Here is a 21,183-nt window from a genome sequence, read left to right on the forward strand (position 1 = left end):
CCAGGATCGTGTCGATCCTGGACCTCCGTCTGTTGGTTCTTGGGTTTTGGAGGATGGTTCTCGACCCTTGTCGAGAATGCCTGTCATCGGGAGAGGGTGGCCGGAGGATCGCTCACCAATGGTGAGCGCTTATCGGCCACCCTCTCCCGATGACAGGCGCTCCTAAAAGTCCAGAGCCAGCTCCCAGAACCAGCACCAACACATGCAGGGGCCCGGGGATCGGCGCGATCCCCGGCGGGGTCTGGGGCAGCGCCCCAGCCTTGCCTTCTCCTACCCCAGTGCCTCCAGCGCGGCCTTCAGTATCCCGACCGGGTCGCGTCCCTGTCCCTGGCTCACGCAGGCGATGTGGCTGCCTTCGCGGATCAGGCTTGGGGCGCCGGGGATGAGGGCGCTGCTCAGCGGCACCAGGCCGTCGCTGGGGCCGGCGCCGCGTTGGCGCATCCATGTGGCGGCGATGGCGTAGGCGCGATCGCGGCCGTGGGCGGCGCGGGCGGGGATGGTGGTGGCGACGCAGAGGATGGGGATTTGGTTCGTCAGGGATTGGATGGCGGCGGCGTGGGTGGTCATCCAGGCGTGGCGGCGTGTGGTGGTGAGGTCTCGGATGCCTTCGCCGCTGCCGATGCGAAGCAGGTGCGCGAGGGTGGTCGCGGTGGCGTCCAGCGCGGGCGTCGCGGTGACGAGGTCTGCGACGGGGCTGCCGAAGAAGGGCGACTGCAGGGCGATGAAGCCCGCGCAGCGGTCGGCGGTTCCGGGGTCGATCAGTGCAGTCAGGGCTTCGAGGCCACCCTTGCTGTGCGCGATGACCAGCGGCGGGCGTGGCTCGGCGGCAATGGCGGCGCGGAGTGCGAGGCCGTTGCGGATGATGGGTTCGGCGGTCGGCAGCTTGACGACGCTGACCTCGGCGCGTTCCTCGCGCAGCCATGCGGCGAGGCTTTGCATGTAGTCGATACCGATGGGGCGGAGCGCCGCCATCACCTCGCCCATCAGGCCGTGGACGAGGAGGATGCGCCGGCCGGGCAGCGTCACAGCGGTGCGCAGGCTGTGTCGAGCCAGGCGAGGGTGGGCGCGTCGAGAAGCGGGCCGATCTCGGCGAGCACGCGGGCGTGGTAGCCGTCGAGCCAGCAGCGTTCGGCGGGGGTGAGCAGTGCGGGCTCGATCAGCGCGCGGTCGAAGGGGGCGAGGGTGAGGGTTTCGAAGTCGAGGAAGGGGCGGTTCGCACCGGGACGTTCGGCGCGGCGCACAAGGATTAGGTTCTCCAGCCGGATGCCGTATTCGCCCACGGCGTAGAAACCGGGCTCGTCGGACAGGATCATGCCCTCGCGCAACGGCACGGGGCGGGCGGCGCGGCTGAACGCGACAGGGCCTTCATGGACGGAGAGGTAGCTGCCGACGCCATGGCCGGTGCCGTGGTCGAAATCCTCCCCGGCGTCCCAAAGCGGGCGGCGGGCGATGGCGTCGAGGTGGGGGCCGGCGACACCTTCGGGGAAGCAGAGCGAGGCGAGCGCGATATGGCCGCGCAGCACGCGGGTGGCGCGGGCACGGAGCAGCGCCGGTGCGGGGCCGGGGCCGGTCCAGAGAGTGCGGGTGATGTCGGTGGTGCCGTCCGCGTATTGGCCGCCGGAATCGAGCAGGAAGACCTCGTCCGGCGCGATGGCGCGGTTGCTCTCGGGGCTGACGCGGTAGTGGACGATGGCGCCGTGGGGCCCGCTGCCGGCGATGGCGGGGAAGCTTTCGCCGCGGAACATCGGGTCTTTCGCGCGTTCGGCGAGCAGGGCTTCGGCGGCGGATATTTCGGTCAGGGCGCCGCCTGGCGCGGTGGCCGTGAACCAGGCGAGGAAGCGCACCATGGCGGCACCGTCGCGATGGTGAGCGTTGCGGGCGCCGGCCTGTTCGGTGGCGTTCTTGCAGGCGCGCGGCATCCGGCACGGGTCTTCGGCCAGGTGCAGCACCGCACCGGCGGCGCGCAGGTGCCGGGCGATGGCGGCGGGCGTGGCGTCGGGGTCGATCCGCACGCGCTGCCCGCCCAGCGCGTCGAGCGCCGCGAGGAATTCGCCGCGCGGGCGCAGGCGCACAGCGTTTCCGAGATGGGCGCGGGTTTCGGCATCGGCACGGTCGGGGTCGATGAACAGATCGACCGCGCCGCTGGACTTCGCAATCGCGAAGGCCAGCGCCAGCGGCGTGAAGGGCACGTCCTGGCCGCGGATGTTGAGCAGCCAGGCGGACGATGCCGGGTCGGCCAGCACCACCGCATCCTGGCCGGCGGCGGACAGCGTGGCGGCGAGCTCGGCGCGCTTCTCGGCCGCCTCGCGACCGGCGAAGCGGGTGGGATGGGCGATGAGCGGCGCGCCGGGCGGCGCCGGACGGTCCGCCCAGGCCGTGTCGATCGGGTTCGTCTCGAGCGGGACGAGCGTGATGCCGGCGGCTTCGAAGCGGGCGAGCGCGGGCTCGGCGTAGAGCCAGGGATCGAATCCGATGCGCAGCCCCGCGGCGTTCGCGCGCAGCCATTCGGCAGGCGGTTCCTCGGTGAGGTGGCGGCGTTCCCACAGGGCCGGGTCGGTCTGCTGGGTGACCTGGAGCGTGTAGCGCCCATCGGTGAAGATGGCGGCGCGTTCCCGCAGCACGATGGCCATGCCCGCGGACCCCGTGAAGCCGGTGAGCCAGGCCAGGCGCTCGGCAGAGGCGGGGACGTATTCGCCCAGATGCTCGTCGGCGCGCGGGACGAGCATGCCGTCAATGCCGACGGCGGCGAGGCGGGTACGGAGCGCGGCGAGGCGTTGGTCAGCAGTCACGTGGGTGGCGTCCTCACGAGGTGTTACCAAATAATTGCATGCATCCACAGGAAGCCATGCGGTACGATCGCAGCTCCAATGCTGCATTGCCGCATCGCTCAGCTCATAAGCGTACCTACATTCCGGAAGCGGACAATGCTCCGGCGCCGAGGTGGTGATCGCCATCCGGCGCGGACAGGGCATCCCGCTTCTTGAGGAACACTACCATGGACGCCCGTATCACCCAGAGTGAGCTGACTGCCCTCCGCCCCACCATCGGCATGCGCGATGCCGCCGAGCGCGAGGCCCTGCGCGTCGCCGCGACAACCCAAGGCGATGCGCTGTTCGCACAGAACCTTCGCCAGGGGCTGAAGGCCACCGCCACCGCCGTCGCGACCCTGGTCCGCGCGGTCGTGACCTTCCCGGCCAAGCGCCGCGCCTATAGCGACCTGCTCGCGCTCACGTCGCGCGAACTCGCCGATATCGGGCTGACCCGCGCCGACATCCCGCGCGTGTTCGACCCCGACTTCGTCGCAGCGAAGCGCAAGGCGCCGGTCGCCCTGCGCTCGGGCCGCCCGCAGCACGCCTGAATGCCAGGCGGCGGGCTAGGCACCACCTCGCCCGCCGCCACGCATGGCTGCCCCGCGCAGCCGCTGCTTCTCCCGTCGCCGTGTAACATTGCCCTATGGCGAAATGACACGCAGCGCCTTGACCGTGATCTTCGCCGCCGCCCTGTCGGTGAGCCTGGCGCTGGGCATCCGGCAGACCTTCGGGCTGTTCCTGCTGCCGCTCGGCGTCGAGCACGGCGTGACGGCGACGGCCATCGGGCTCTCGGTCGCGACGCATAATCTTCTGTGGGGCCTGAGCCAGCCCTTCACCGGGGCGATGGCGGACAAGTTCGGCGCCGGGCGCATCGCGCTGATCGGTGCGGGGCTATACGCCTGCGGCCTGTCGTTGGTGGCCGCTTATCCTTCCGCGATCACGGTGTTCATCGGCATCGGCATCCTGACCGGGCTGGGCGTGGCCTGTGCCGGCGCGGGCACGGTGCTCTCCGCCGTCGCGCGCGCGGTACCGCCCGAGCAGCGCGGCAATGCCATGGGGCTGGCCTCCGCCGGCGGGTCCTTCGGGCAGGCGGCGATGGTCCCGCTCGCCATGGGCAGCATCAACGCGTTCGGCACTCAGACCGCCCTGCTGATCCTGTGTTCGACCCTGCTGCTCGCCTTCATCGCGGCACCCCGGCTGGAATGGCGCCCCGCCGCCCGCCTGGGGCCGCCGCCGGTAGGCCTGGCCGGGCTCCCGGCACTGGCGCGGACCGCCTTTGCCGACAGGGGCTTTGCCCTGCTGACGCTGGGCTTCTTCGCCTGCGGGTTCCAGCTGGCCTTCCTGACTACGCATCTGCCGGCGCACCTCGCACTCTGCGGCCTGCCGCTGTCGCTCGGGGCCACGGCGCTGATGCTGGTGGGTCTGTTCAACATCCCCGGATCCTGGCTGTGCGGGCGGCTTGCGGGCATCGTTCGGCCGGAGCGGGCGCTGGGCGTCATCTATCTGATCCGCACAGTCGCGATCGCGGCCTTCGCGTCATCCGCGCCGAGCGAATGGGGAACGATGATCTTCGCCGCGGTGATGGGCTTCGTCTGGCTTGGGACCATCCCGCTGACCTCGGCGGCGATCGCGCGGCGGTTCGGGGTGCGCGATCTCGGGGCGCTGTATGGACTGTGCTTCTTCTCGCACCAGGTGGGCGGGTTCCTCGGCGCCGGCACCGGCGCGATCCTGGTGGATATGAGCGGCAGCTACGCGGCGTTCTGGCTAGTGATGGTGATCGTCGGCTTGGCGGCGGTGGCGTTCAACTGGTCCATCCGAGCGCCGGGGCGGGCCGTGGCGGCCTAGACATACTTGAGCCATCCAACCACCCGCTTCACCGCCGGGCTCAGCAGCTTGGGCGTGTAGAAATCCCCCGCCGCGCGCTTGCCCATCTCCGCCAGCGTCGGATAGGGCAGCACGACCCCCGCCAGAGCGGAGAGCTTCAACTTCCGCCCGATCATCAGCCCATAGGTCCCCGCCATCTCCCCTGCCCCGGGGGCGAGGATCGACGCGCCCAGCAGCACCCCCTTCTTCGTCGCGACCAGCTTGATCAGGCCGCCCTCGATCCCCTCCGCCACGGCGCGGTCATTCTCGACCAGCGGCCAGCGCAGGATGGCAAGCTCCGTATGCCCCGCCGCGCGCGCCTCCGCCTCGGTCAGCCCGATCTGCGCAATCTCCGGGTCCGTGTAGGTCACACGCGGCAAGGCGGCGTAATCCACCTTGGCGGGCAGCTTGAAGATCATCCGCCGCGCCAGCACCCCGGCATGCTGGCTCGCGACGTGGGTGAAGGCGCGCGGGCCGATCCCGGCTGGGTCCGCGATGTCGCCACAGGCGAAGACCCGCCTGTTGCTCACGCTGCGCAACCCCGCATCGGTGGTGATACCGCGCGGGCTCGCCTCCACCTGCCCCGCCACCAGGTCGAGGGCCGCGAGGCGCGGCGCCCGTCCCGTCGCCAGCAACAGGTGCGACGCCGTGACCCGTCCGCCATCACCCAGCATGATCGTAACGCCCGCGCCATCGCGCGCCACGCGATCCACCTTCACGCCCTCATGGAAGGCCACGTCCTCGCGCACCAACACGTCGCGCAGCGCCGCGACCAGCTCGGGGTCCTCGCGGCTCGCGATGCCGGCGGCGGCCTCGATCACGCTGACCTTGCAGCCCAGGCGCACATGCGCCTGCGCCATTTCCAGTCCGATCGGGCCGCCGCCGATGATCGCCAGATGCTCGGGCGCTTCCTCCAGGTCGAACAGGGTCTCGTTGGTGAGGTAGAGCACTTCGCCCAGGCCCGGGATCGGCGGGATGATGGCTGCACTGCCGGCGGCGATCACACAGCGGCGGAAGCGGATGCGCCGTGTGCCGGCCTCGACCTCGTCCGGGGCGATGAAATGGGCCGACGCCTCGATCACGTCGATCCCCATGCCGCGAAACCGCGCGACGCTGTCATTGGGGGCGATACGCGCGATGGCGCCCTGCACATGCGCACGCACGCCGGCCCAGTCGATCTCCGGCTCGGACACCCTGACCCCAAAACGATATGCGCCGCGCGCCTGGGCGGCGGCGTGGCCGGCGGCGAGCATCGCCTTGGAGGGGACACAGCCGTAGTTCAAACAATCGCCGCCCATCTTGGCGCGCTCGATCAGCACCACCTTCAGGCCCAGGCCGGCGGAGATCGCCGCGACCGAGAGACCGGCGGCGCCGGCGCCGATCACAACCACGTCGACAAGATCGGGCATGCAGCCTCCAGAAACAAAAAGACGGGGGAAAAGAATTTCCCCCGGACCCCCAATCTTTTCTTTTTATCACTTGGCTCCCGGGCGCCCAAGGTTGACGCCCACGCCACAGGCTCCCTATACGTCCGGGCCTCGCTACCAGGTGCCCTACGGGGCGTGGGGCGAGGTATTCAGGAGATTGCGTCGTGAAGCGTACCTACCAGCCCTCGAAACTCGTCCGGAAGCGCCGCCACGGCTTCCGCGCCCGCCTGTCCACCGTCGGTGGCCGCAACATCCTGGCCAATCGCCGGTCCAAGGGCCGCAAGAAACTCTCCGCCTGAGCAGGCGACGGCCGGACATGCCCCATGGCGCAACGGCCCACACGATTGAAACGCCGGCGCGACTTCCTGCGAGTCGCCGGTAAAGGCAAGCGCGCGGCCCGGCCCGGGCTGGTGCTGCAGGCCCTGTGCGCCGCCTCCGACGAAACCCGCATCGGCTTCACCGTGACCAAGAAGGTCGGCAACGCCGTGGTCCGCAACCGCGCCAAGCGCCGGCTGCGCGAGGCCGCGCGCCTCGCCATCCCAGCCCTCCTCGCCGAAGGTGCGATGGACCCGGGTTGGGACCTGGTGCTGATCGGGCGCGACGCCACCGGCAAACGCGATTTCGCGACACTCCAGGGCGACCTTCGCGGCGCGCTGCGCCAGGCGGGCGTGACCCGATGAGCGCGGTCCTCGGCCAGGTGGACAAGGCCGCCGCACTGGTGCTCAAGGGCTGCGTCCATACCTACCGCTACACGCTGCGCGGCATCATCGGCCCGCATTGCCGCTTCGAGCCGCACTGCTCCGCCTATGCCGTCGAGGCCTTGACCGAACACGGCGCACTGCGCGGTAGCTATCTCGCCGGCCGCCGCATCCTTCGCTGCCACCCCTGGCACCCGGGCGGCTACGACCCGGTGCCCACCCCCCAGTCGCCGAAAGGCTGATCCGCCCGCCATGGACCAAAAGAACCTCATTCTGGCGATCGCGCTTTCGATCGGCATCCTGCTCACCTTCAACCTGCTGGTGAAGCCGAACGCGCCGGTGACGACCGCCCAGGCACCGCAGAGCCAGACGGTGCCGACGCCGGCTACCCCCGCCGCCCCCACGACCCCGCCCGCCGCCGGCCAGAGCGTGACGGCCACGCCAGGCGACACCACTGTCGCCGCGGCTCCCCGTGGCCCGGCGCCTCGCATCCCGGTGCAAGGCCCGCGCGTGCAGGGCAGCCTGAACCTCCGCGGTGCAATGCTGGATACGCTGGAACTCTCCGGCTACCGCGACACGCTCGCACCCAACTCGCCGCTCGTGCAGCTCTTCGCACCGCGCGAATCGACGGCCGGCTATTTCGCCCAATGGGGCTGGAGCGCCGCGGACGGACGCACCCGCATCCCTGACGGCAACACTGAATGGAGTGCGAGCGCGGCGCGCCTCGCGCCCGATAGCCCGGTGACGCTCACCTGGGACAATGGCCAGGGGCAGGTCTTCACCATCGCGCTGACGCTCGACGAGCGCTACATGGTCTCGGTCACGCAGGCCGTGCGCAACACCGGCACCGAGGCGGCCTCGGTGCTGCCCTGGGCCCGCATCCGCCGCGAGCACACGCCCACGCTCGCGGGCTTCTACATCCTCCATGAAGGCTTCGTCGGCGTGCTCGACGGCCGCCTGCAGGAATGGAGCTATTCCTCGGCCAAGTCCGAAGCCGCCAAGCGCCCCGGCAGCCCGGCCTTCGAGGTCGCCTCCTCCGCCGGCGGCTGGGCCGGCATCACCGACAAGTACTGGCTCGCGGCCCTCATCCCCTCGCGCGACATCGCCATGCGCACCGCCTTCCGCCACGTCTCGGAGGGTGGCGTGGATCGCTGGCAGGCGGACCTCGCCGCCGCCGCACCGGTCGAGGTCGCCGCGGGTGCCACGGCCTCCATCGCAACGCGTCTTTTCGCCGGTGCCAAAGAGGTCGCGACGCTCGATTTCTACGAGCGCACGCTCGGCATCACCGATTTCGACAAGGCGGTGGATTTCGGCTGGTTCTACTTCCTGACCAAGCCGTTCTTCTACGCCATCGACTTCCTCTACGACCTGTTCGGCAATTTCGGCGTCGCCATCCTGGTCTTCACGCTCGGCATCAAGCTGTTGTTCTTCCCGCTACAGAACAAGGCCTATCATTCGATGGCCAAGATGAAGCTGGTCGGGCCCAAACTCACCGAGATCAAGGAGCGCTACCCGGACGACCCGCGCAAGGTCCAGTCCGAGATGATGGCGCTGTACAAGACCGAGAAGATCAACCCGGTCTCCGGCTGCCTGCCGATCCTGATCCAGATCCCGGTCTTCTTCTCGCTCTACAAGGTGCTGTTCGTCACCATCGAGATGCGCCAGGCGCCCTTCGTGGGCTGGATCCGCGACCTCTCCGCGCCGGACCCGACCAATTTGTTCAACCTGTTCGGGCTGCTGCCGTTCGATCCCATGCAGCTGTCCTCCTTCCTGCACCTGCCGGCCTGGGCGCTGATCATGGGTGTCACCATGTTCGTGCAGCAGAAGCTGAACCCGCAGCCGACCGACCCGATCCAGGCGAAGCTGTTCACCTACATGCCGGTGCTGTTCACCTTCATGCTCGCCTCGATGCCGGCGGGCCTCGTGATCTACTGGAGCTGGAATAACCTGCTCTCGATCGCGCAGCAGGCCTGGATCACCAGGCAGGAGCGGGCGGAGCGGATGGCGGCGCGCAGGACCCTCGCGCTCGCCAAGAAGGGGTGAGCGCGCCCCTTCCAGCCGGAGGCCTGTCCGAAGCGCGCGACGATGGCGAGCGGGCGGCCCTGATCGAGGCCGGGCGTCTGCTGTTCGCCCGCCCCTGCACCTTCTTCTACGCGGCCCAGAAGCTCGATCAGCTGCCACCGACGGACAAGCTGGAGATCGCTTTCTGCGGCCGCTCCAACGTGGGCAAGTCCTCGCTGGTCAATGCGCTGACCGGGCAGAACGCGCTGGCGCGGGTGTCCAACACCCCCGGCCGCACCCGGCAGCTGAACTTCTTCGACCTGGGCGAGCGCATGACGCTCGTCGACATGCCCGGCTATGGCTATGCGCAGGCGGCGAAGAGCGTGAAGGCGGACTGGCAGGGGCTGATGTTCGGCTTCCTGCGGGGCCGGCCCACGCTGCGCCGGGTGTTCCTGCTGCTTGATGCCCGCGTCGAGACCAAGGCCGCCGACAACGCCGCGATGAAGCTGCTCGACGAGGCCGCGGTCACCTTCCAGATCGTCATCACCAAGGCGGACGACTGCAAGCCCGCGCGCCTAGCCGCCCGTCAGGAGGAGGCGGCGGCGATCGCCCGCAAGCACATCGCCGCGCACCCGCTGGTGCTGACCACCAGCAGCGAGACCGGCGTGGGTATGCCGGAACTCCGCGCCGAGATCGCCGCGCTGCTCGGCTGAACACGGCTAACCCCGTGGCACGGGATCGGCGGAATTCCCATATCCTGAGCGCATGAGCTCGCCACGCCCCCTCGCCGACCGCGTCCGTCCCGCAACCCTCGCGGAGGTGGTGGGGCAGGCGCATCTGCTCGGCCCTGGCGCGCCGCTGGGCCGCATGGTGGCCGCCGGCGCCGTCACCTCCATCATCCTCTGGGGGCCGCCAGGCACCGGCAAGACCACCATCGCCCGCCTTCTCGCCCAGCAGAGCGGGCGGAACTTCGTCGCGATCTCAGCGATCCAGTCCGGCGTCGCCGAGCTGCGCCGCGTCTTCGAGGACGCCCGCAAGGCCCGCGCTGCCGGCACCGGCACGCTGCTGTTCTGCGACGAGATCCACCGCTTCAACCGGGCCCAGCAGGATGGCTTCCTCCCTGTCGTCGAGGATGGCACCGTGGTGCTGGTCGGCGCGACCACCGAAAACCCTTCCTTCGAGCTGAACGGCGCGCTGCTCTCGCGCTGTCAGGTGCTGGTGCTGAAGAAGCTGGACGAGCCCGCCCTCGCCCAGTTGCTCACCCGCGCCGAGGCCGAGGAGGGACTCCCCCTGCCCCTGGAGCCCGAGGCGCGCACCGCGATGATCGACCTCGCCGGCGGCGATGGGCGCTACTTGCTCAACATGGCGGAGCTGATCTTCAGCGCCGAAGACGCCGCGCCGCTCACCCTCGAGGCCATGGGCCAGCTGCTGCAACGGCGCATGCCCACGCACGACAAGGCCGGCGACGGGCACTACGACCTGCTGAGCTGCTTCCACAAGGCTCTGCGCGGGTCCGACGTGCAGGCCGCGCTCTACTACGCCGCGCGGATGATGGTCGCCGGCGAGGCGGGTGAAACCGTGTTTCGCCGCCTCGCCTGCGCGGCCGCGGAGGATATAGGCATGGCCGACCCTCAGGCGGTGCCGCAGGTGATCACGGCATGGGACGCCTATCTCCGCATCGGCTGGCCAGAGGGCAAGCTGTTCATGGCCCAGGCCATCACCTACGTGGCGACGGCGCCGAAATCCAACGCCTCCTACATGGGCTTCGCAGCGGCGCTGGCGGAGGCCGAACGCACCGCACACCTGCCGCCGCCGCTGCACATCCTCAACGCACCCACGCGGATGATGAAGGAGCTTGGCTATCACGCGGGGTACAAGTACGACCACAACCAGCCTGACGCCTACGCCGGGCAGGAATTCTTCCCCGAAGCCCTCGGGCCGCAGGAATTCTATGTGCCGAATGAGCGGGGGTTCGAGCGGGAGGTGAAGAAGCGGCTGGAGTACTGGGCCGGACTCAAGGCGAAAAGGAAGTAAGGCGGGGGAAAAGAATTCTCCCCACGTATACGTTTGCGCCCACTCTTTTATATTTAATTTATTGGTGCTGGCCGTCCGGAAGCACCAATAACAAAAAATAAAAGAATGGGGGTTTGGGGGAAATTCATTTCCCCCATGCTGTCGTCCGAGATCACCGCATCGGCGGCGGATAATGCAGTCCACCCCGGTTCCAAAGGTTGTTGATCCCGCGTTGGATCCCAAGCGGCGTGATGTTGCGCTCCCACATCTCCGAGAAATTGCCCACTTGGCGCACGATCTGCACCGCCCAGTCATTGTTCACGCCCAGCTGGCGCCCGAGCTCGCCGGTGCGGCCGAGGAAGCGCTGCACATCGGGGTTCGTGCTGTCGTTGAAGGTGCCCATGTTCTCCGACGTGATGCCGAGTTCCTCCGCCGTCAGCTGCGCGAACAGCGACCAGCGGACGATGTCGAAGAAGCGCGGGTCGCCCTTGCGCACCACCGGGCCCAGCGGCTCCTTCGAGATAATCTCGGGCAGCAGCAGGTAGCGCTCGGCGTTGGGACCCTCGCCGGCGCGGAAGGAGGCGAGCGATGAGGCGTCGTTGGTATAGACGTCGCAGCGCCCGGAGCGGAACGCGTTGCGAAGCTCCTCGACATTGTCGATCACGACGGGGGTGAAGCGCATCCGGTTCGTGCGGAAGTAGTCGGCGAGGTTCAGCTCGGTCGTGGTGCCGGGCTGCACGCAGACCGTCGCGCCATCGAGCCGCGTGGCGGTGGTCACACCCGAATCGCGACGCACCAGGAAGCCCTGGCCGTCATAGAAATTCACGCCCGCGAAGCTGAGGCCGAGCGAGGCTTCGCGGCCGAGCGTCCAGGTGGTGCTGCGCACCAGCATATCGATTTCGCCCGATTGCAGCATGGTGAAGCGCTGCTGCGTGCTGGCGGGCACGAAGCGCACCTTGGTCGCGTCGCCCAGCAGGGCGGCGGCGACGGCGCGGCAGGTGTCGACATCGATGCCGCGCCACTCGCCGCGGCTGTCGGGTGCGGAAAAGCCCGGGGTCGAGGGGGCCACGCCGCACAGCAGCGCGCCGCGCGCGCGAATGGCGGCAACAGTGTCGGCCGGTGCGGGCGACTGCGCCGAAGCGGGCAGCGCGGCGGCCAGGAGCGCGAGCGCGCCGGCCGCGAATGTGAACAGACGGGTCATCGGTGTGTCCTTCTCCCTTGTTTTGCAGGCGATGGCCGCGCGCCATCCTTCTTGCCCGGCGGGCGCAGTCTCGGCGGCGGCGCGCGCCTGTGTCTAGCGGGATGGGCCGGTCATCGACCGCGTCCACGCCCTCGCCTGCCTGGTTTTTAGGCGCCAGGCCGGAAGAACTGCCTTGCGGATAGGACCCGAACAACGCGAGGATATCAGCAACAAGAAACTGGGGAGAAGTTCATGCAGGGCATCACGCGCCGCGGCGCGCTTCTGGGCACGCTTGCGGCCCCGGCCATCATCGAGCGCGCCAACGCACAGAGCGCCTTCGACTGGCGGCGCTTCCGTGGCGAACGCATCGAGGTTTCGGTCCAGACGTCTCCGCGCGGGACGCTCCTGCAACAGCACAATCGCGAATTCGAGGAGCTCACCGGCATTCGTGCGGGTGTCGAGGTGGTGCCGGAGCAGCAGCACCGCCAGAAGATCATCATCGAATACGCATCGGGCCGGCCCTCCTTCGACGTGGGCGAGGTGAGCCTGCATGTGAACAAGCGCCAAGTGGGGCGCGCGCGGTGGAACACCGACATCCGCGCGCTGATCGCCGACCGCACTTTGACCGCGCCCGATTTCGACTTCGATGATTTCGGCGCGGGCATGCGCAGCTACGCGACCCAGGCCGATGGCCGCATGGATACGCTGCCGGCCTTCGCCGACTACTTCATCCTCTACTACAACAAGGAATTGCTGGCCGCGAAGAACGTCGAAGTGCCCACCACCTGGGACGCAATGTTCGAGGGTGCGAAGCGCATCGAGGATCGGTCGCGGCAGGTCTATGGCCATGTCGGCCGCGGCGTGAAGAACGCCAATGTGGTGCTGTGGTCGTCCTTCCTGCTCGGCACAGGGCAGCGCGACATGATCAACGCCGAACGCCAGCTCATCACCGACACGGACGAGGCGATCTGGGCGACGGTGCAGTACCAGCGCTTTCTGCGCGATGCGTCCCCGCCAGGCTCCATCGGCTTCAACTGGAACGAGTGCCAGACGACCTTCATGCAGGGCCGTGCGGCGATGTGGGTGGACGGCATCGGCTTCGCCGCACCGCTGGAGAATGCGCAGCGCTCCCGCGTCGCCGGCAAGGTCGGCTATGCGGTGGTGCCGCGCGGGCCGGCGAACCATCACTGCGCCCTGTTCGGCGCCGGCTACGGCATCCCCGAGGCGAGTGCGAAGAAGGGCCCGGCCTGGTTCTACCTGCAATGGGCGCTGGGCAAGCAGATGCAGACCCGGATGCTCTCCGCCGGCGCCGGCGTGCCGGCCCGCGTCAGTGCGCTGCGCGACGAGGCGGCGATTTCCGGCAGCCCCTTCCCGCGCGAGTTTTTCGCCACTCTGCTCGCCAGCGCCCCCATCGCTCGCGCCGGCCTGCCGGAGATCCTGCCGGTGACGGAATTCCGAGACACGATCGGCACCGCGCTGACCAACACCATCGGCGGTGCGGATCCGGCGGCCGAGATGCGCGCGGCGACCGCGGCGTTCCGCCCCATCCTGGAGCGGAGCGAGCGCGAGAGTTGAGCAGCGCCTCCGCCATCGAAGCGGCCGCCGCCACCATCGAGCGGCGGCGGCGGAACTATGCGCGGCATTACATATGGTTCGTGGTGCCCGCCGCGATCGCGGTGCTGGGTACCATCCTGTTTCCGTGGGCCTTCACCTTCTACATCAGCGCCTTCGACTGGCGGCTGGGCAGCACGCGCGAGTTTGTCGGCTTCGCGAACTACACCAAGCTGTTCACCGATGAACGCTTCGGCTGGGCGCTGCTGCGCACGCTCTACTACACCACGCTGTCCGTGATCTTCCCGCTGATTCTCGGCCTCGCGGCCGCGCTGATCTTCAATCACAAATTCCCGCTGCGCGGCCTGGCCCGCACCATCTTCATCCTGCCGATGATGGCGACACCCGTGGCGGTCGCACTGGTGTGGACGATGATGTTCCATCCCCAGCTCGGCGTGCTGAACTGGCTGCTGCAACAGGTCGGCATCCCACCGAGCATGTGGGTCTATCACGCGGACAGCGTCATCCCGACGCTGGTGCTGGTGGAAGTCTGGCACTGGACGCCGCTGGTGATGCTGCTTCTGCTCGGTGGCCTGGCCGCGCTGCCCATCGACCCCTATGAGGCTGCGAAGATCGATGGCGCAACGCCGTTGCAGGTGTTCCGCTACATCACTCTCCCACTGCTCGCGCCATACCTGGTCGTCGCGCTCATCATCCGCACCATCGACGCGTTGAAAGCCTTCGACACCATCTACGTCATCACGCAAGGCGGACCCGGAAGTGCTTCCGAGACCATCAACATCTATCTCTATCTGCAGGCCTTCGCCTTCTACAACATGGGCTACGCCAGCGCGGTGGTCGTGGTGTTCTTCGCCCTCATTCTCACACTCGCCGCGCTGCTGATGTGGACGCGCGAGAAGGTGCGGCCGTGAAGCGCATCTTGGGCAAATTGGGCTTTGCGCTCTCCGTCGTGCTGCTGATCTCGCCAGCGATCCTCATTTTCCTGTGGATGCTGTCGCTCTCGCTGAAGAACGAGCTCGACAACACCGCCTTCCCACCCGTCTTCATCCCCTCCCCGCCCACGCTCGACAACTATGCCGAAGTCTTCGCGCGCAACGACTTCCTGCTCTACGCGTGGAACTCCGTCATCGTCAGCTTCTCGGCCACCGGCATCGCGCTCCTGCTCGGCGTCCCCGCCGGCTACGGCATCGCCAAGATGCGCGCCACGCGCCTGGCCGGCCTCATCCTCATCGCCCGCATCACGCCGGGCCTGTCGTACCTGATCCCGCTGTTCCTGCTGTTCCAATGGCTGGGGCTGACCGGAACCCTCGCACCCATCATCATCACCCACCTGGTCATCACGCTGCCCATCGTGGTGTGGGTGATGATCTCCTTCTTCGAAGGACTGCCAGGCGAACTCGAAGAAGCCGCCCTCGTCGATGGTGCGACCATCTGGCAAGCCTTCCGACACGTCGCCATGCCCCTGGCACGACCCGGCATCACCGTGGCCTGCATCCTCAGTTTCATCTTCTCGTGGAACAACTTCATCTTCGCCGTCGTCCTCGCCGGGCGCGAAACCCGCACCTTGCCCGTCGCCGTGAACAACATGCTGACCTTCGAACAAATCTCCTGGGGCCCGCTCTCGGCCGCGGCCCTGTTGGTGACCGCTCCCGTCCTCCTACTGACCCTCCTGGCGCAAAAGCAGATCGTCGCCGGGCTGACGGCGGGCGGAGTGAAAGGGGCGTAGGAGAAAGCAAGGCCAGGGGCTCTGCCCCTGGACCCTGCGAGGATCGCGTCGATCCTCGACCTCCATTTGTTGGCCCTGAGTTTTGGAGAGGGCTTTGAGCCCGCCGGAGGCGCGTCTGGTTGGGGAGGGGCGCGAGGCGCTCCCGCTCAGCGGGCGTTCCCGCGACTCCCCAACCAGACTCATTCAGCAAGCACATCCCTCCCCAAACTCAGAACCACAAATGGGGGTCCAGGCGCCACAGGCTCCTGGTGGGGATCGAGGTGGCAAAGCCCCTCACCTTGTTTTCCTCTCCCTACACCCCCAGCCACGCCCGCGCGTTGCCGGCCAGCAGCGTTGCTTGTGTCGCGGGGTCGGGCGTGGCCGCGGCGATCTCGGCGACGCCGGTTTCGGTGCCCATGTCGAAAGGGTAGTCGGTGCCGAAGATGATGCGGTCGGCGCCGACGTCCTTGAGGAGGAATTGGAGGGCGCCAGTGGCGTGGGTGATGCTGTCGTAGAGAAGTTTGTTCAGGCTTTCGGACGGGTGGCCTTTGAGGGTGACGTGGGGTTCCTTGCGGACCTCCCAGCCATGGATGAATCGGCCGGCCTGGTAGGGCGTGAAGCCGCCGCCGTGGGAGAGAACGAAGCGGATATCGGGGTGGCGCTCGATGACGCCGCCGAAGACCAGCGAGGCAGCGGCGATGGTGGTCTCGAGGGGGTTTCCGATGAGGTTGGTGAGATAGTAGCTGTGCATGCGTTCGGCGCCGACAACGCGGTGCGGGTGGACCAGGACAAACAGCTTGTGGGCTTGCATCACGGCCCAAACGGGATCGAGCGCGGGGTCATCGAGATTGCGGCCGCCGACGTTGGAGCCGATGTGGACTCCGCGCAGTCCGTGCTGGGTAATGGCGCGCTTCAGCGTGGCGGCGCCACGGACGGGGTCCTGCATGGCCACGCCGGCCAGGCCAATGAACTTGTCCGGGTATTGGCGGCAGAGCGCGCCGATCGCGGCGTTCTGGATCTCGGTGACGGCGTCCGCGGCGCCGGCCTCGGCCTCATAGAGGAAGGTCTGCGGCACGTTGCAGATGACGTGCATGTCGACGCCTTGCTTTGCCATGTCGGCGAAGCGCCGTTCGAGGTCCCAGGCGCCGCGCGGGAAGGGGTTCTGCTTCACGCCGAGCAGTTCGAGCGCGCTGTTGTCCGCATCCACGCGGGTGAGTTTCGGCGCGAGCGAGGGGACTTCGCGCGCGATCGCGTCGATCATCGTCTCGGTGAAGATGTGGGTGTGCGCGTCGATGACGGTCATGCGGGGGGCTCCTGTGCGTACGCATCGAACACGGGCGCGCGGGCGGCGGCAAGCGGTGCCGGCGCGCTTGACACGGTGGTGGGGCGCCTGTCCCCTGCCGGCAACGAAAGCGCGTGCGGGGAGTAAAGCAATGCGGCGTCTGGTGCTGGCCTGCGCTCTGGTATTGGGGGGCGTCGCGGCCGCGATGGCGCAGGCGCCCTACCCTGACCGTCCCATCCGCGTGGTGATGCCGCTCGCCGCCGGCAGCGCCGTGGATGTGGTGTTCCGCATCGTGGCCGATCCGGTGGAGCGCGCGCTCGGGCAGCGCCTGGTGATCGAGAACCAGACGGGGGCTTCAGGCATCGTGGGCATGCGCACGGGGGCGCGTGCGGCGCCGGATGGCTACACGCTGCTGGCGACGAACGACGCCGTTCTGACCATGCTGCCGAACCTGAATTCGCAGGCGGGCTACGACCCGCTGCGCGACTTCGCGCCGATCGGGCAGATCGTGCAGATCCGCTGGGCCCTGGTGGCGCATCCGGGTTTCGCGGCGACGAACGTGGCGGAGGTCATCGCGCAGGCGCGCGCACGGCCGGGGGCGATCGACTACGCCTCGGGCGGCGCGGGCAGCCCACAGCATGTGGCGATGGAGATGTTCCTGCAGCGCGCGGGTGTGCGGATGAACCACATCTCCTATCGAGGCGCAACGCCGGCGCTGACGGGCGTGGTCGCGGGCGATGTGAGCCTGGGCTTCTTCGGCCTGCCGACGCCAAACGCGTTCATCGGTGAGGGCAGGTTGCGGCTGATTGCAACGGCGGGCGTCGGGCGCGAGGCATTTCCGGACAGCCCGACCATCGCGGAAGCAGGGCTGCCAGGCTTCGCCTTCTACACCTGGGCGGCGCTGCTTGCCCCGGCCGGGACACCGGCGCCGATCGTCTCGCGGCTCAACACCGCACTCCGCGAGGCCCTCGCCCTGCCCGCGATCCGCGAACGGCTGGAGGGGCTGGGCTACGGCATCGTCGGCAACACGCCAGAGACCTTCGCGCAGAACCTGACGCGCGAGCACGCGGCGATGGCGGCACTCATCCGCGACGCCGGCATCCGGATGGAGTGACGGGCGATGCAGGCCACCCGTCGCACAATCCTCGCGCTGCCGCTCGCCGCCCCTGCCCTAGCCCAGGGCTGGCCGACCCGGCCCGTGCGCATCATCCTGCCGCTGGTCCCAGGCGGCACCACGGACCTGATCGCGCGCGTGCTCGCGGAGCCGCTGTCGCGCGCCCTCGGCCAGCCCGTCGTGGTGGAAAACCGCGCCGGTGCCAATGGCTGGATCGCCAATGACGTGGTGATGCGCGAACGCCCCGACGGGCACACCCTGATCGTCAACAACGTCTCCACCCACGCGATCAACTCGGCGATGGCGGGTCCGGACCGGCCGCTGACGCCGGCGCGCGGCCTCGCACCCATCACCAACCTGATCGAGGCGCCGCAACTCATGCTCACGCCGACAAGTGTGGCGGCCACCAGCCTCGCGGAATTCGTGGCCCTCGCGCGGCGGTCGCCGAACCCGCTGGTCTTCGCCTCGGCAGGGGTGGGATCCTACCAGCACATCGACCTCGAGACCTTTGCGCGGCGGGCCGGCATCGCACTCACGCACCTTGCACTGCGCGGCGCGGGAGAGATCGTGCCGGTGATGCTGCGTGGCGATGCGCAGATCAGCGAATTCAACCTCGTCACCGCGCTGCCGCATATCCAATCGGGGCGGATGCGCGCGCTGGCGGTGGTCTCGCGCGAGCGCATCGCGCAGCTGCCGGACACGCCGACGACGCTGGAGGCCGGTTTTCCTGACCTCACCACCACCTTGTGGAACGGGCTGTTCGTGCCCGCCGGCACTCCCGCCGAGATCATCGCCACGCTGCACGCGCACACGATCCGCGCGCTGCGCGAGCCGGCGGTGCTGGCGAACCTCGAAGGCCAGGGGCTGCGCGTGACGCCGAGCGAGAGCCCGGCGGAATTCGCGGACTATCTCGCGCGCGACGTCGCCCGCTGGACGGCGCTGACGCAGGAATTCGGCATCACCGTGAACTAGCCGCGGTGGCCGGAGACCTCGGCTGCCGCATCCCGCGCCAGGCCCCAGGCGAGCGGTATCGCCAGCAGCGCGACCGCCCCCGCGACCCAGAACCCCACCGCGAAATCCGCCAGCCCACCAGCGCCCCGCCCGGCCAGCGCCGCGCTCACGCCGATCGCGGCACTCGCGAGCACCACGCCCAGCGCCTGGGGCAGCTGCTGCGCGGTGCCATAGAAGGATGTGCCGGCCGAGAGCCGCTCCGGCGGCAGGTCCGCGAAGGCAAGCGTATTGTAGGCGGTGAACTGCAGCGACCGCGACAGCCCGCCGATCGCCAGTACGATGAAGATCGCCACCGCCGGCCAGGCGGGCGAGAACAGCGCGCCGACGCCCAGGCCCACGGCGGCGACCAGGCCATTGCCGAGCACCACGTTGCGGAAGCCGAACTGGCGCAGCAGCGGCCGTGCCAGCGGCTTCATCGAAAACGCACCCAGGGCCGTGGCGAAGGCCACCAGCCCGCTCTGCGTCGCACTCCACCCGAACCCGATCTGCAGGGTGAGCGCGAGCAGAAAGGGCGAGGCACCGGCCGCGATGCGGAACACCGTCCCCGCCACGGCCGCGACATGGAAGGTCGGTACGCGCAGAAGTGTGAGGTCGATCGCCGGCTGCACCACACGCTTCAGATGCCGCACCGCGGCGATGCCGAGCACCGCGCTCAGTGCCAGCGCGACCAGCCAGCCATAGTCGGGCAGGATGTGGCGCCCCGCTGTCTCGATGCCGATCATCCCGCTGGCCAGCGTCGCCCCCACCAGCAGCAGCCCCACCGCGTCGAGCTTGGGTGGCGGGCCCTGCTCCGGGCGCGGGATCAGCCGCCAGGCCGCGATCAGGCCGATGATGCCGACCGGGATGTTGATCCAGAACACCCACCGCCAGGACAGTGCGTCCGTCAGCAGCCCACCCAGTGGCGGCCCGATCACCGGCCCCAGCACGGCGGGCGTGGTGAGCCAGGCCGTCGCCGTCAGCAGCTGGTCCTTGCGCACGCCCCGCAGCAGCAGCAGCCGGCCCACCGGGATCATCATCGCACCCCCCACCCCCTGCAGGATGCGGGCTGCGACCAGCTGCGAAAAGCTGCCGGCGGCGCCACACAGGATCGACGAGCCGACGAACAGCACGATCGCCATGAGGAAGATGCGCTTCGCCCCGAACCGGTCGGCGACCCAGCCCGAGGCCGGGATGAAGACGGTGAGCGAGACGAGGTAGGCGGTCACCGCCGCGCTCATATGCGCGGGCTCGGTCGCGAATTCGCGCGCCATGGCCGGCAGCGCGGTGTTCACGGCCGAGCCGTCGAGATTCTGCATGAACAAGGCGCTCGCCACGATCGCGGCGGTAAGCCGCGGGTCGCCGCGATGGATCATCGGAGCAGCATGACCCCGAGCAGCGCGAGCCCCGAGATGAACAGGGAGCTACCGACGCCCAATGCCATCGGCCGCACCCCGCGCGCCCTAAGCGCGCGCAGGTCGGTCGAGAGGCCCAGCGCCGCGACCGAGGCTGCCATCATCAGCGGCACCAGGAAGCGGCTGGCATCCACCGCCTCGCGAGGCACCAGCCCGGTGCTGCCGAGCACGACGAGCGCGAGGAAGCCGAAGGCGAACCACGGCACCGGCGCCTTCACCTGTCCCGCCCCCGCCCCGCGCGAGACCCACCAGCCCAGCGCGAGCAGCGCCGGGGCGAGCAGGAAGACGCGCGCCAGCTTCATCACCGTGCCACTCTGGGTCGCGGCCTCGCCACCGGCGGCCGCGGCACCCACCGCCTGGACCACCTCATGCACCGAGGCGCCGGCCCACAGCCCATAGGCGCCGGCGTCGAGGCCGAGCGGGCCCGCCAGGCCCGGCAGGATCAGCATCGCCCCGGTGCCGCACAGGGTGATGACGGCGAGCGCATAGGTCACATCCTCGCCCTTGCCGCGCACCACCTGATTGGCGGCCACGATCGCCGAGGCGCCGCAGATCGCCGTGCCCATCCCGATCAGCTGCGACAGCGCCCGGTCCACGCCCAGGACGCCGCCAAGCCAGATGGTGAAGGGCAGCGTCAGCGCCACCACGGCCAATGCCAGCGCCAGCGCGCCCGGCCCGAGTGCCACAAGCTGCGGCAGGGTCACCTGCAACCCCAGCAGCACGATCGCGGCGCGCAGCACCGGGCGCACGGCATAGGCGATGCCCGGTGTCAGCACCGCCATCGGCCCCGTCGCGGCGCGGATCCCGATGCCCACGACGAGGGCCACGACCACCGGGTTCAGCGCCGCCACCCCGGTCTGGCCACGGAAGACGATGGCGGCCGCGGCGATGGCGAAGGACAGCAGCAACCCGGGCGCGAGCACGCGAAACCTGTCCATGCGTGATGCGGGCGCCGCGGCGCCGGAGGGAGCAGCCATGATGGTTGGGACGAGTCCTGAATGCCGGACGACGCTCGCCCCGGGGCTGGCCGCCGTCAACCCGCGCAATGCGTCACAGGCATTCCGCGGATTGCGCGGTGGCGGCGCCCGCGTCCATGATCCCGGAACCAGAACAAGG

Annotated in this window: 20 protein-coding genes; 13 read left to right on the plus strand and 7 right to left on the minus strand. The window is 69.0% G+C overall.

Annotated elements, in window-relative coordinates; genetic code table 11:
* Window positions 1–270: 270 nt before the first annotated feature.
* Window positions 271–1,026: an esterase/lipase family protein gene (locus GXW79_RS07740; protein ID WP_211873801.1), complete on the minus strand. Its 756-nt coding sequence runs from the start codon at window positions 1,024–1,026 to the stop codon at window positions 271–273.
* Window positions 1,023–2,789, minus strand: a complete 1,767-nt coding sequence (locus GXW79_RS07745; RefSeq protein ID WP_367614836.1) for an aminopeptidase P family protein — start codon at window positions 2,787–2,789, stop codon at window positions 1,023–1,025. The genes GXW79_RS07740 and GXW79_RS07745 overlap by 4 nt, the downstream gene beginning before the upstream one ends.
* 206 nt (window positions 2,790–2,995) lie before the next feature.
* On the opposite strand from GXW79_RS07745, the gene GXW79_RS07750 reads away from it, so the two are divergent.
* Both GXW79_RS07750 and GXW79_RS07755 read left to right on the plus strand, forming a co-directional pair.
* Window positions 2,996–3,358 (plus strand): DUF1127 domain-containing protein, encoded by a 363-nt coding sequence (locus GXW79_RS07750; protein ID WP_211873803.1) that lies wholly within the window; start codon window positions 2,996–2,998, stop codon window positions 3,356–3,358.
* A 124-nt stretch (window positions 3,359–3,482) separates the two neighbouring features.
* The gene (locus tag GXW79_RS07755; protein WP_367614845.1) at window positions 3,483–4,655 is read left to right on the plus strand and encodes an MFS transporter; all 1,173 of its coding nucleotides are present in this window, start codon (window positions 3,483–3,485) and stop codon (window positions 4,653–4,655) included.
* Here the strand turns inward: GXW79_RS07755 and GXW79_RS07760 are convergent.
* The gene (locus GXW79_RS07760) at window positions 4,652–6,082 is read right to left on the minus strand and encodes a dihydrolipoyl dehydrogenase family protein (protein ID WP_211873805.1); all 1,431 of its coding nucleotides are present in this window, start codon (window positions 6,080–6,082) and stop codon (window positions 4,652–4,654) included. The genes GXW79_RS07755 and GXW79_RS07760 overlap by 4 nt on opposite strands.
* A gap of 182 nt (window positions 6,083–6,264) precedes the next feature.
* Between GXW79_RS07760 and rpmH the strand changes: the two genes are divergently transcribed.
* The 6 genes from rpmH to GXW79_RS07790 are packed head-to-tail and all read left to right on the plus strand — an operon-like array spanning window position 6,265 to window position 10,833.
* Window positions 6,265–6,399 (plus strand): 50S ribosomal protein L34, encoded by a 135-nt coding sequence (gene rpmH, locus GXW79_RS07765; RefSeq protein ID WP_211873806.1) that lies wholly within the window; start codon window positions 6,265–6,267, stop codon window positions 6,397–6,399.
* 24 nt (window positions 6,400–6,423) lie between these two features.
* Window positions 6,424–6,780 (plus strand): ribonuclease P protein component, encoded by a 357-nt coding sequence (gene rnpA / locus GXW79_RS07770; protein ID WP_211873807.1) that lies wholly within the window; start codon window positions 6,424–6,426, stop codon window positions 6,778–6,780.
* Window positions 6,777–7,040 carry a membrane protein insertion efficiency factor YidD gene (yidD, locus tag GXW79_RS07775; RefSeq protein ID WP_211873808.1) on the plus strand — a complete coding sequence of 88 codons (264 nt, stop codon included), beginning with the start codon at window positions 6,777–6,779 and terminating at the stop codon, window positions 7,038–7,040. The genes rnpA and yidD overlap by 4 nt, the downstream gene beginning before the upstream one ends.
* Window positions 7,041–7,050: 10 nt before the next feature.
* Window positions 7,051–8,841 (plus strand): membrane protein insertase YidC, encoded by a 1,791-nt coding sequence (gene yidC, locus GXW79_RS07780; protein WP_211873809.1) that lies wholly within the window; start codon window positions 7,051–7,053, stop codon window positions 8,839–8,841.
* Entirely contained in the window at window positions 8,838–9,512 is a 675-nt protein-coding gene (gene yihA, locus GXW79_RS07785) for a ribosome biogenesis GTP-binding protein YihA/YsxC (RefSeq protein ID WP_408901547.1), read from the plus strand. Before yidC ends, yihA begins: the two co-directional genes overlap by 4 nt.
* A gap of 52 nt (window positions 9,513–9,564) precedes the next feature.
* Window positions 9,565–10,833, plus strand: coding sequence for a replication-associated recombination protein A (locus GXW79_RS07790; RefSeq protein ID WP_211873810.1), 1,269 nt, complete (start codon window positions 9,565–9,567; stop codon window positions 10,831–10,833).
* Window positions 10,834–10,984: 151 nt separating this feature from the next.
* On the opposite strand, the gene GXW79_RS07795 is transcribed toward GXW79_RS07790, so the two are convergent.
* Window positions 10,985–12,013, minus strand: a complete 1,029-nt coding sequence (locus GXW79_RS07795) for an amino acid ABC transporter substrate-binding protein (protein WP_211873811.1) — start codon at window positions 12,011–12,013, stop codon at window positions 10,985–10,987.
* 231 nt (window positions 12,014–12,244) lie between these two features.
* Between GXW79_RS07795 and GXW79_RS07800 the strand changes: the two genes are divergently transcribed.
* Genes GXW79_RS07800 through GXW79_RS07810 form a run of 3 tightly spaced genes read left to right on the plus strand, consistent with a single transcriptional unit; the run spans window position 12,245 to window position 15,290 of the window.
* Entirely contained in the window at window positions 12,245–13,567 is a 1,323-nt protein-coding gene (locus GXW79_RS07800) for an extracellular solute-binding protein (RefSeq protein ID WP_211873812.1), read from the plus strand.
* Window positions 13,564–14,475 carry a carbohydrate ABC transporter permease gene (locus GXW79_RS07805; protein WP_211873813.1) on the plus strand — a complete coding sequence of 304 codons (912 nt, stop codon included), beginning with the start codon at window positions 13,564–13,566 and terminating at the stop codon, window positions 14,473–14,475. Before GXW79_RS07800 ends, GXW79_RS07805 begins: the two co-directional genes overlap by 4 nt.
* Window positions 14,472–15,290, plus strand: a complete 819-nt coding sequence (locus GXW79_RS07810) for a carbohydrate ABC transporter permease (RefSeq protein WP_211873814.1) — start codon at window positions 14,472–14,474, stop codon at window positions 15,288–15,290. Before GXW79_RS07805 ends, GXW79_RS07810 begins: the two co-directional genes overlap by 4 nt.
* Before the next feature lie 292 nt (window positions 15,291–15,582).
* Here the strand turns inward: GXW79_RS07810 and GXW79_RS07815 are convergent, their stop codons facing one another.
* Complete coding sequence (locus GXW79_RS07815) at window positions 15,583–16,572, minus strand: amidohydrolase family protein (RefSeq protein ID WP_211873815.1); 990 nt, start codon at window positions 16,570–16,572, stop codon at window positions 15,583–15,585.
* 130 nt (window positions 16,573–16,702) lie between these two features.
* On the opposite strand from GXW79_RS07815, the gene GXW79_RS07820 reads away from it, so the two are divergent.
* Together GXW79_RS07820 and GXW79_RS07825 are read left to right on the plus strand one after the other, a co-directional pair.
* A complete protein-coding gene (locus GXW79_RS07820; protein ID WP_211873816.1) occupies window positions 16,703–17,665 on the plus strand; it encodes a Bug family tripartite tricarboxylate transporter substrate binding protein in 963 nt (320 codons plus the stop codon).
* A 6-nt stretch (window positions 17,666–17,671) separates the two neighbouring features.
* Entirely contained in the window at window positions 17,672–18,637 is a 966-nt protein-coding gene (locus GXW79_RS07825) for a Bug family tripartite tricarboxylate transporter substrate binding protein (RefSeq protein ID WP_211873817.1), read from the plus strand.
* On the opposite strand, the gene GXW79_RS07830 is transcribed toward GXW79_RS07825, so the two are convergent.
* Entirely contained in the window at window positions 18,634–20,028 is a 1,395-nt protein-coding gene (locus GXW79_RS07830) for a DHA2 family efflux MFS transporter permease subunit (RefSeq protein ID WP_211873818.1), read from the minus strand. The two genes, GXW79_RS07825 and GXW79_RS07830, sit on opposite strands and share 4 nt — an antisense overlap.
* The gene (locus GXW79_RS07835) at window positions 20,025–21,005 is read right to left on the minus strand and encodes a YeiH family protein (RefSeq protein ID WP_211873819.1); all 981 of its coding nucleotides are present in this window, start codon (window positions 21,003–21,005) and stop codon (window positions 20,025–20,027) included. Before GXW79_RS07835 ends, GXW79_RS07830 begins: the two co-directional genes overlap by 4 nt.
* Between the last annotated feature and the right edge of the window lie 178 nt (window positions 21,006–21,183).

It is taken from the genome of Plastoroseomonas arctica (assembly GCF_018128965.1).
GTDB lineage: Bacteria > Pseudomonadota > Alphaproteobacteria > Acetobacterales > Acetobacteraceae > Plastoroseomonas > Plastoroseomonas arctica.

Bases quoted from the DNA above. Each gene is read 5' to 3' on its own strand.
- GXW79_RS07750 (WP_211873803.1), top strand. From the start codon at position 2,996: ATGGACGCCCGTATCACCCAGAGTGAGCTGACTGCCCTCCGCCCCACC.
- GXW79_RS07760 (WP_211873805.1), bottom strand. From the start codon at position 6,082: ATGCCCGATCTTGTCGACGTGGTTGTGATCGGCGCCGGCGCCGCCGGT.
- rnpA (WP_211873807.1), top strand. From the start codon at position 6,424: ATGGCGCAACGGCCCACACGATTGAAACGCCGGCGCGACTTCCTGCGA.
- yidD (WP_211873808.1), top strand. From the start codon at position 6,777: ATGAGCGCGGTCCTCGGCCAGGTGGACAAGGCCGCCGCACTGGTGCTC.
- yidC (WP_211873809.1), top strand. From the start codon at position 7,051: ATGGACCAAAAGAACCTCATTCTGGCGATCGCGCTTTCGATCGGCATC.
- GXW79_RS07790 (WP_211873810.1), top strand. From the start codon at position 9,565: ATGAGCTCGCCACGCCCCCTCGCCGACCGCGTCCGTCCCGCAACCCTC.
- GXW79_RS07795 (WP_211873811.1), bottom strand. From the start codon at position 12,013: ATGACCCGTCTGTTCACATTCGCGGCCGGCGCGCTCGCGCTCCTGGCC.
- GXW79_RS07800 (WP_211873812.1), top strand. From the start codon at position 12,245: ATGCAGGGCATCACGCGCCGCGGCGCGCTTCTGGGCACGCTTGCGGCC.
- GXW79_RS07815 (WP_211873815.1), bottom strand. From the start codon at position 16,572: ATGACCGTCATCGACGCGCACACCCACATCTTCACCGAGACGATGATC.
- GXW79_RS07820 (WP_211873816.1), top strand. From the start codon at position 16,703: ATGCGGCGTCTGGTGCTGGCCTGCGCTCTGGTATTGGGGGGCGTCGCG.
- GXW79_RS07825 (WP_211873817.1), top strand. From the start codon at position 17,672: ATGCAGGCCACCCGTCGCACAATCCTCGCGCTGCCGCTCGCCGCCCCT.
- GXW79_RS07830 (WP_211873818.1), bottom strand. From the start codon at position 20,028: ATGATCCATCGCGGCGACCCGCGGCTTACCGCCGCGATCGTGGCGAGC.
- GXW79_RS07835 (WP_211873819.1), bottom strand. From the start codon at position 21,005: ATGGACAGGTTTCGCGTGCTCGCGCCCGGGTTGCTGCTGTCCTTCGCC.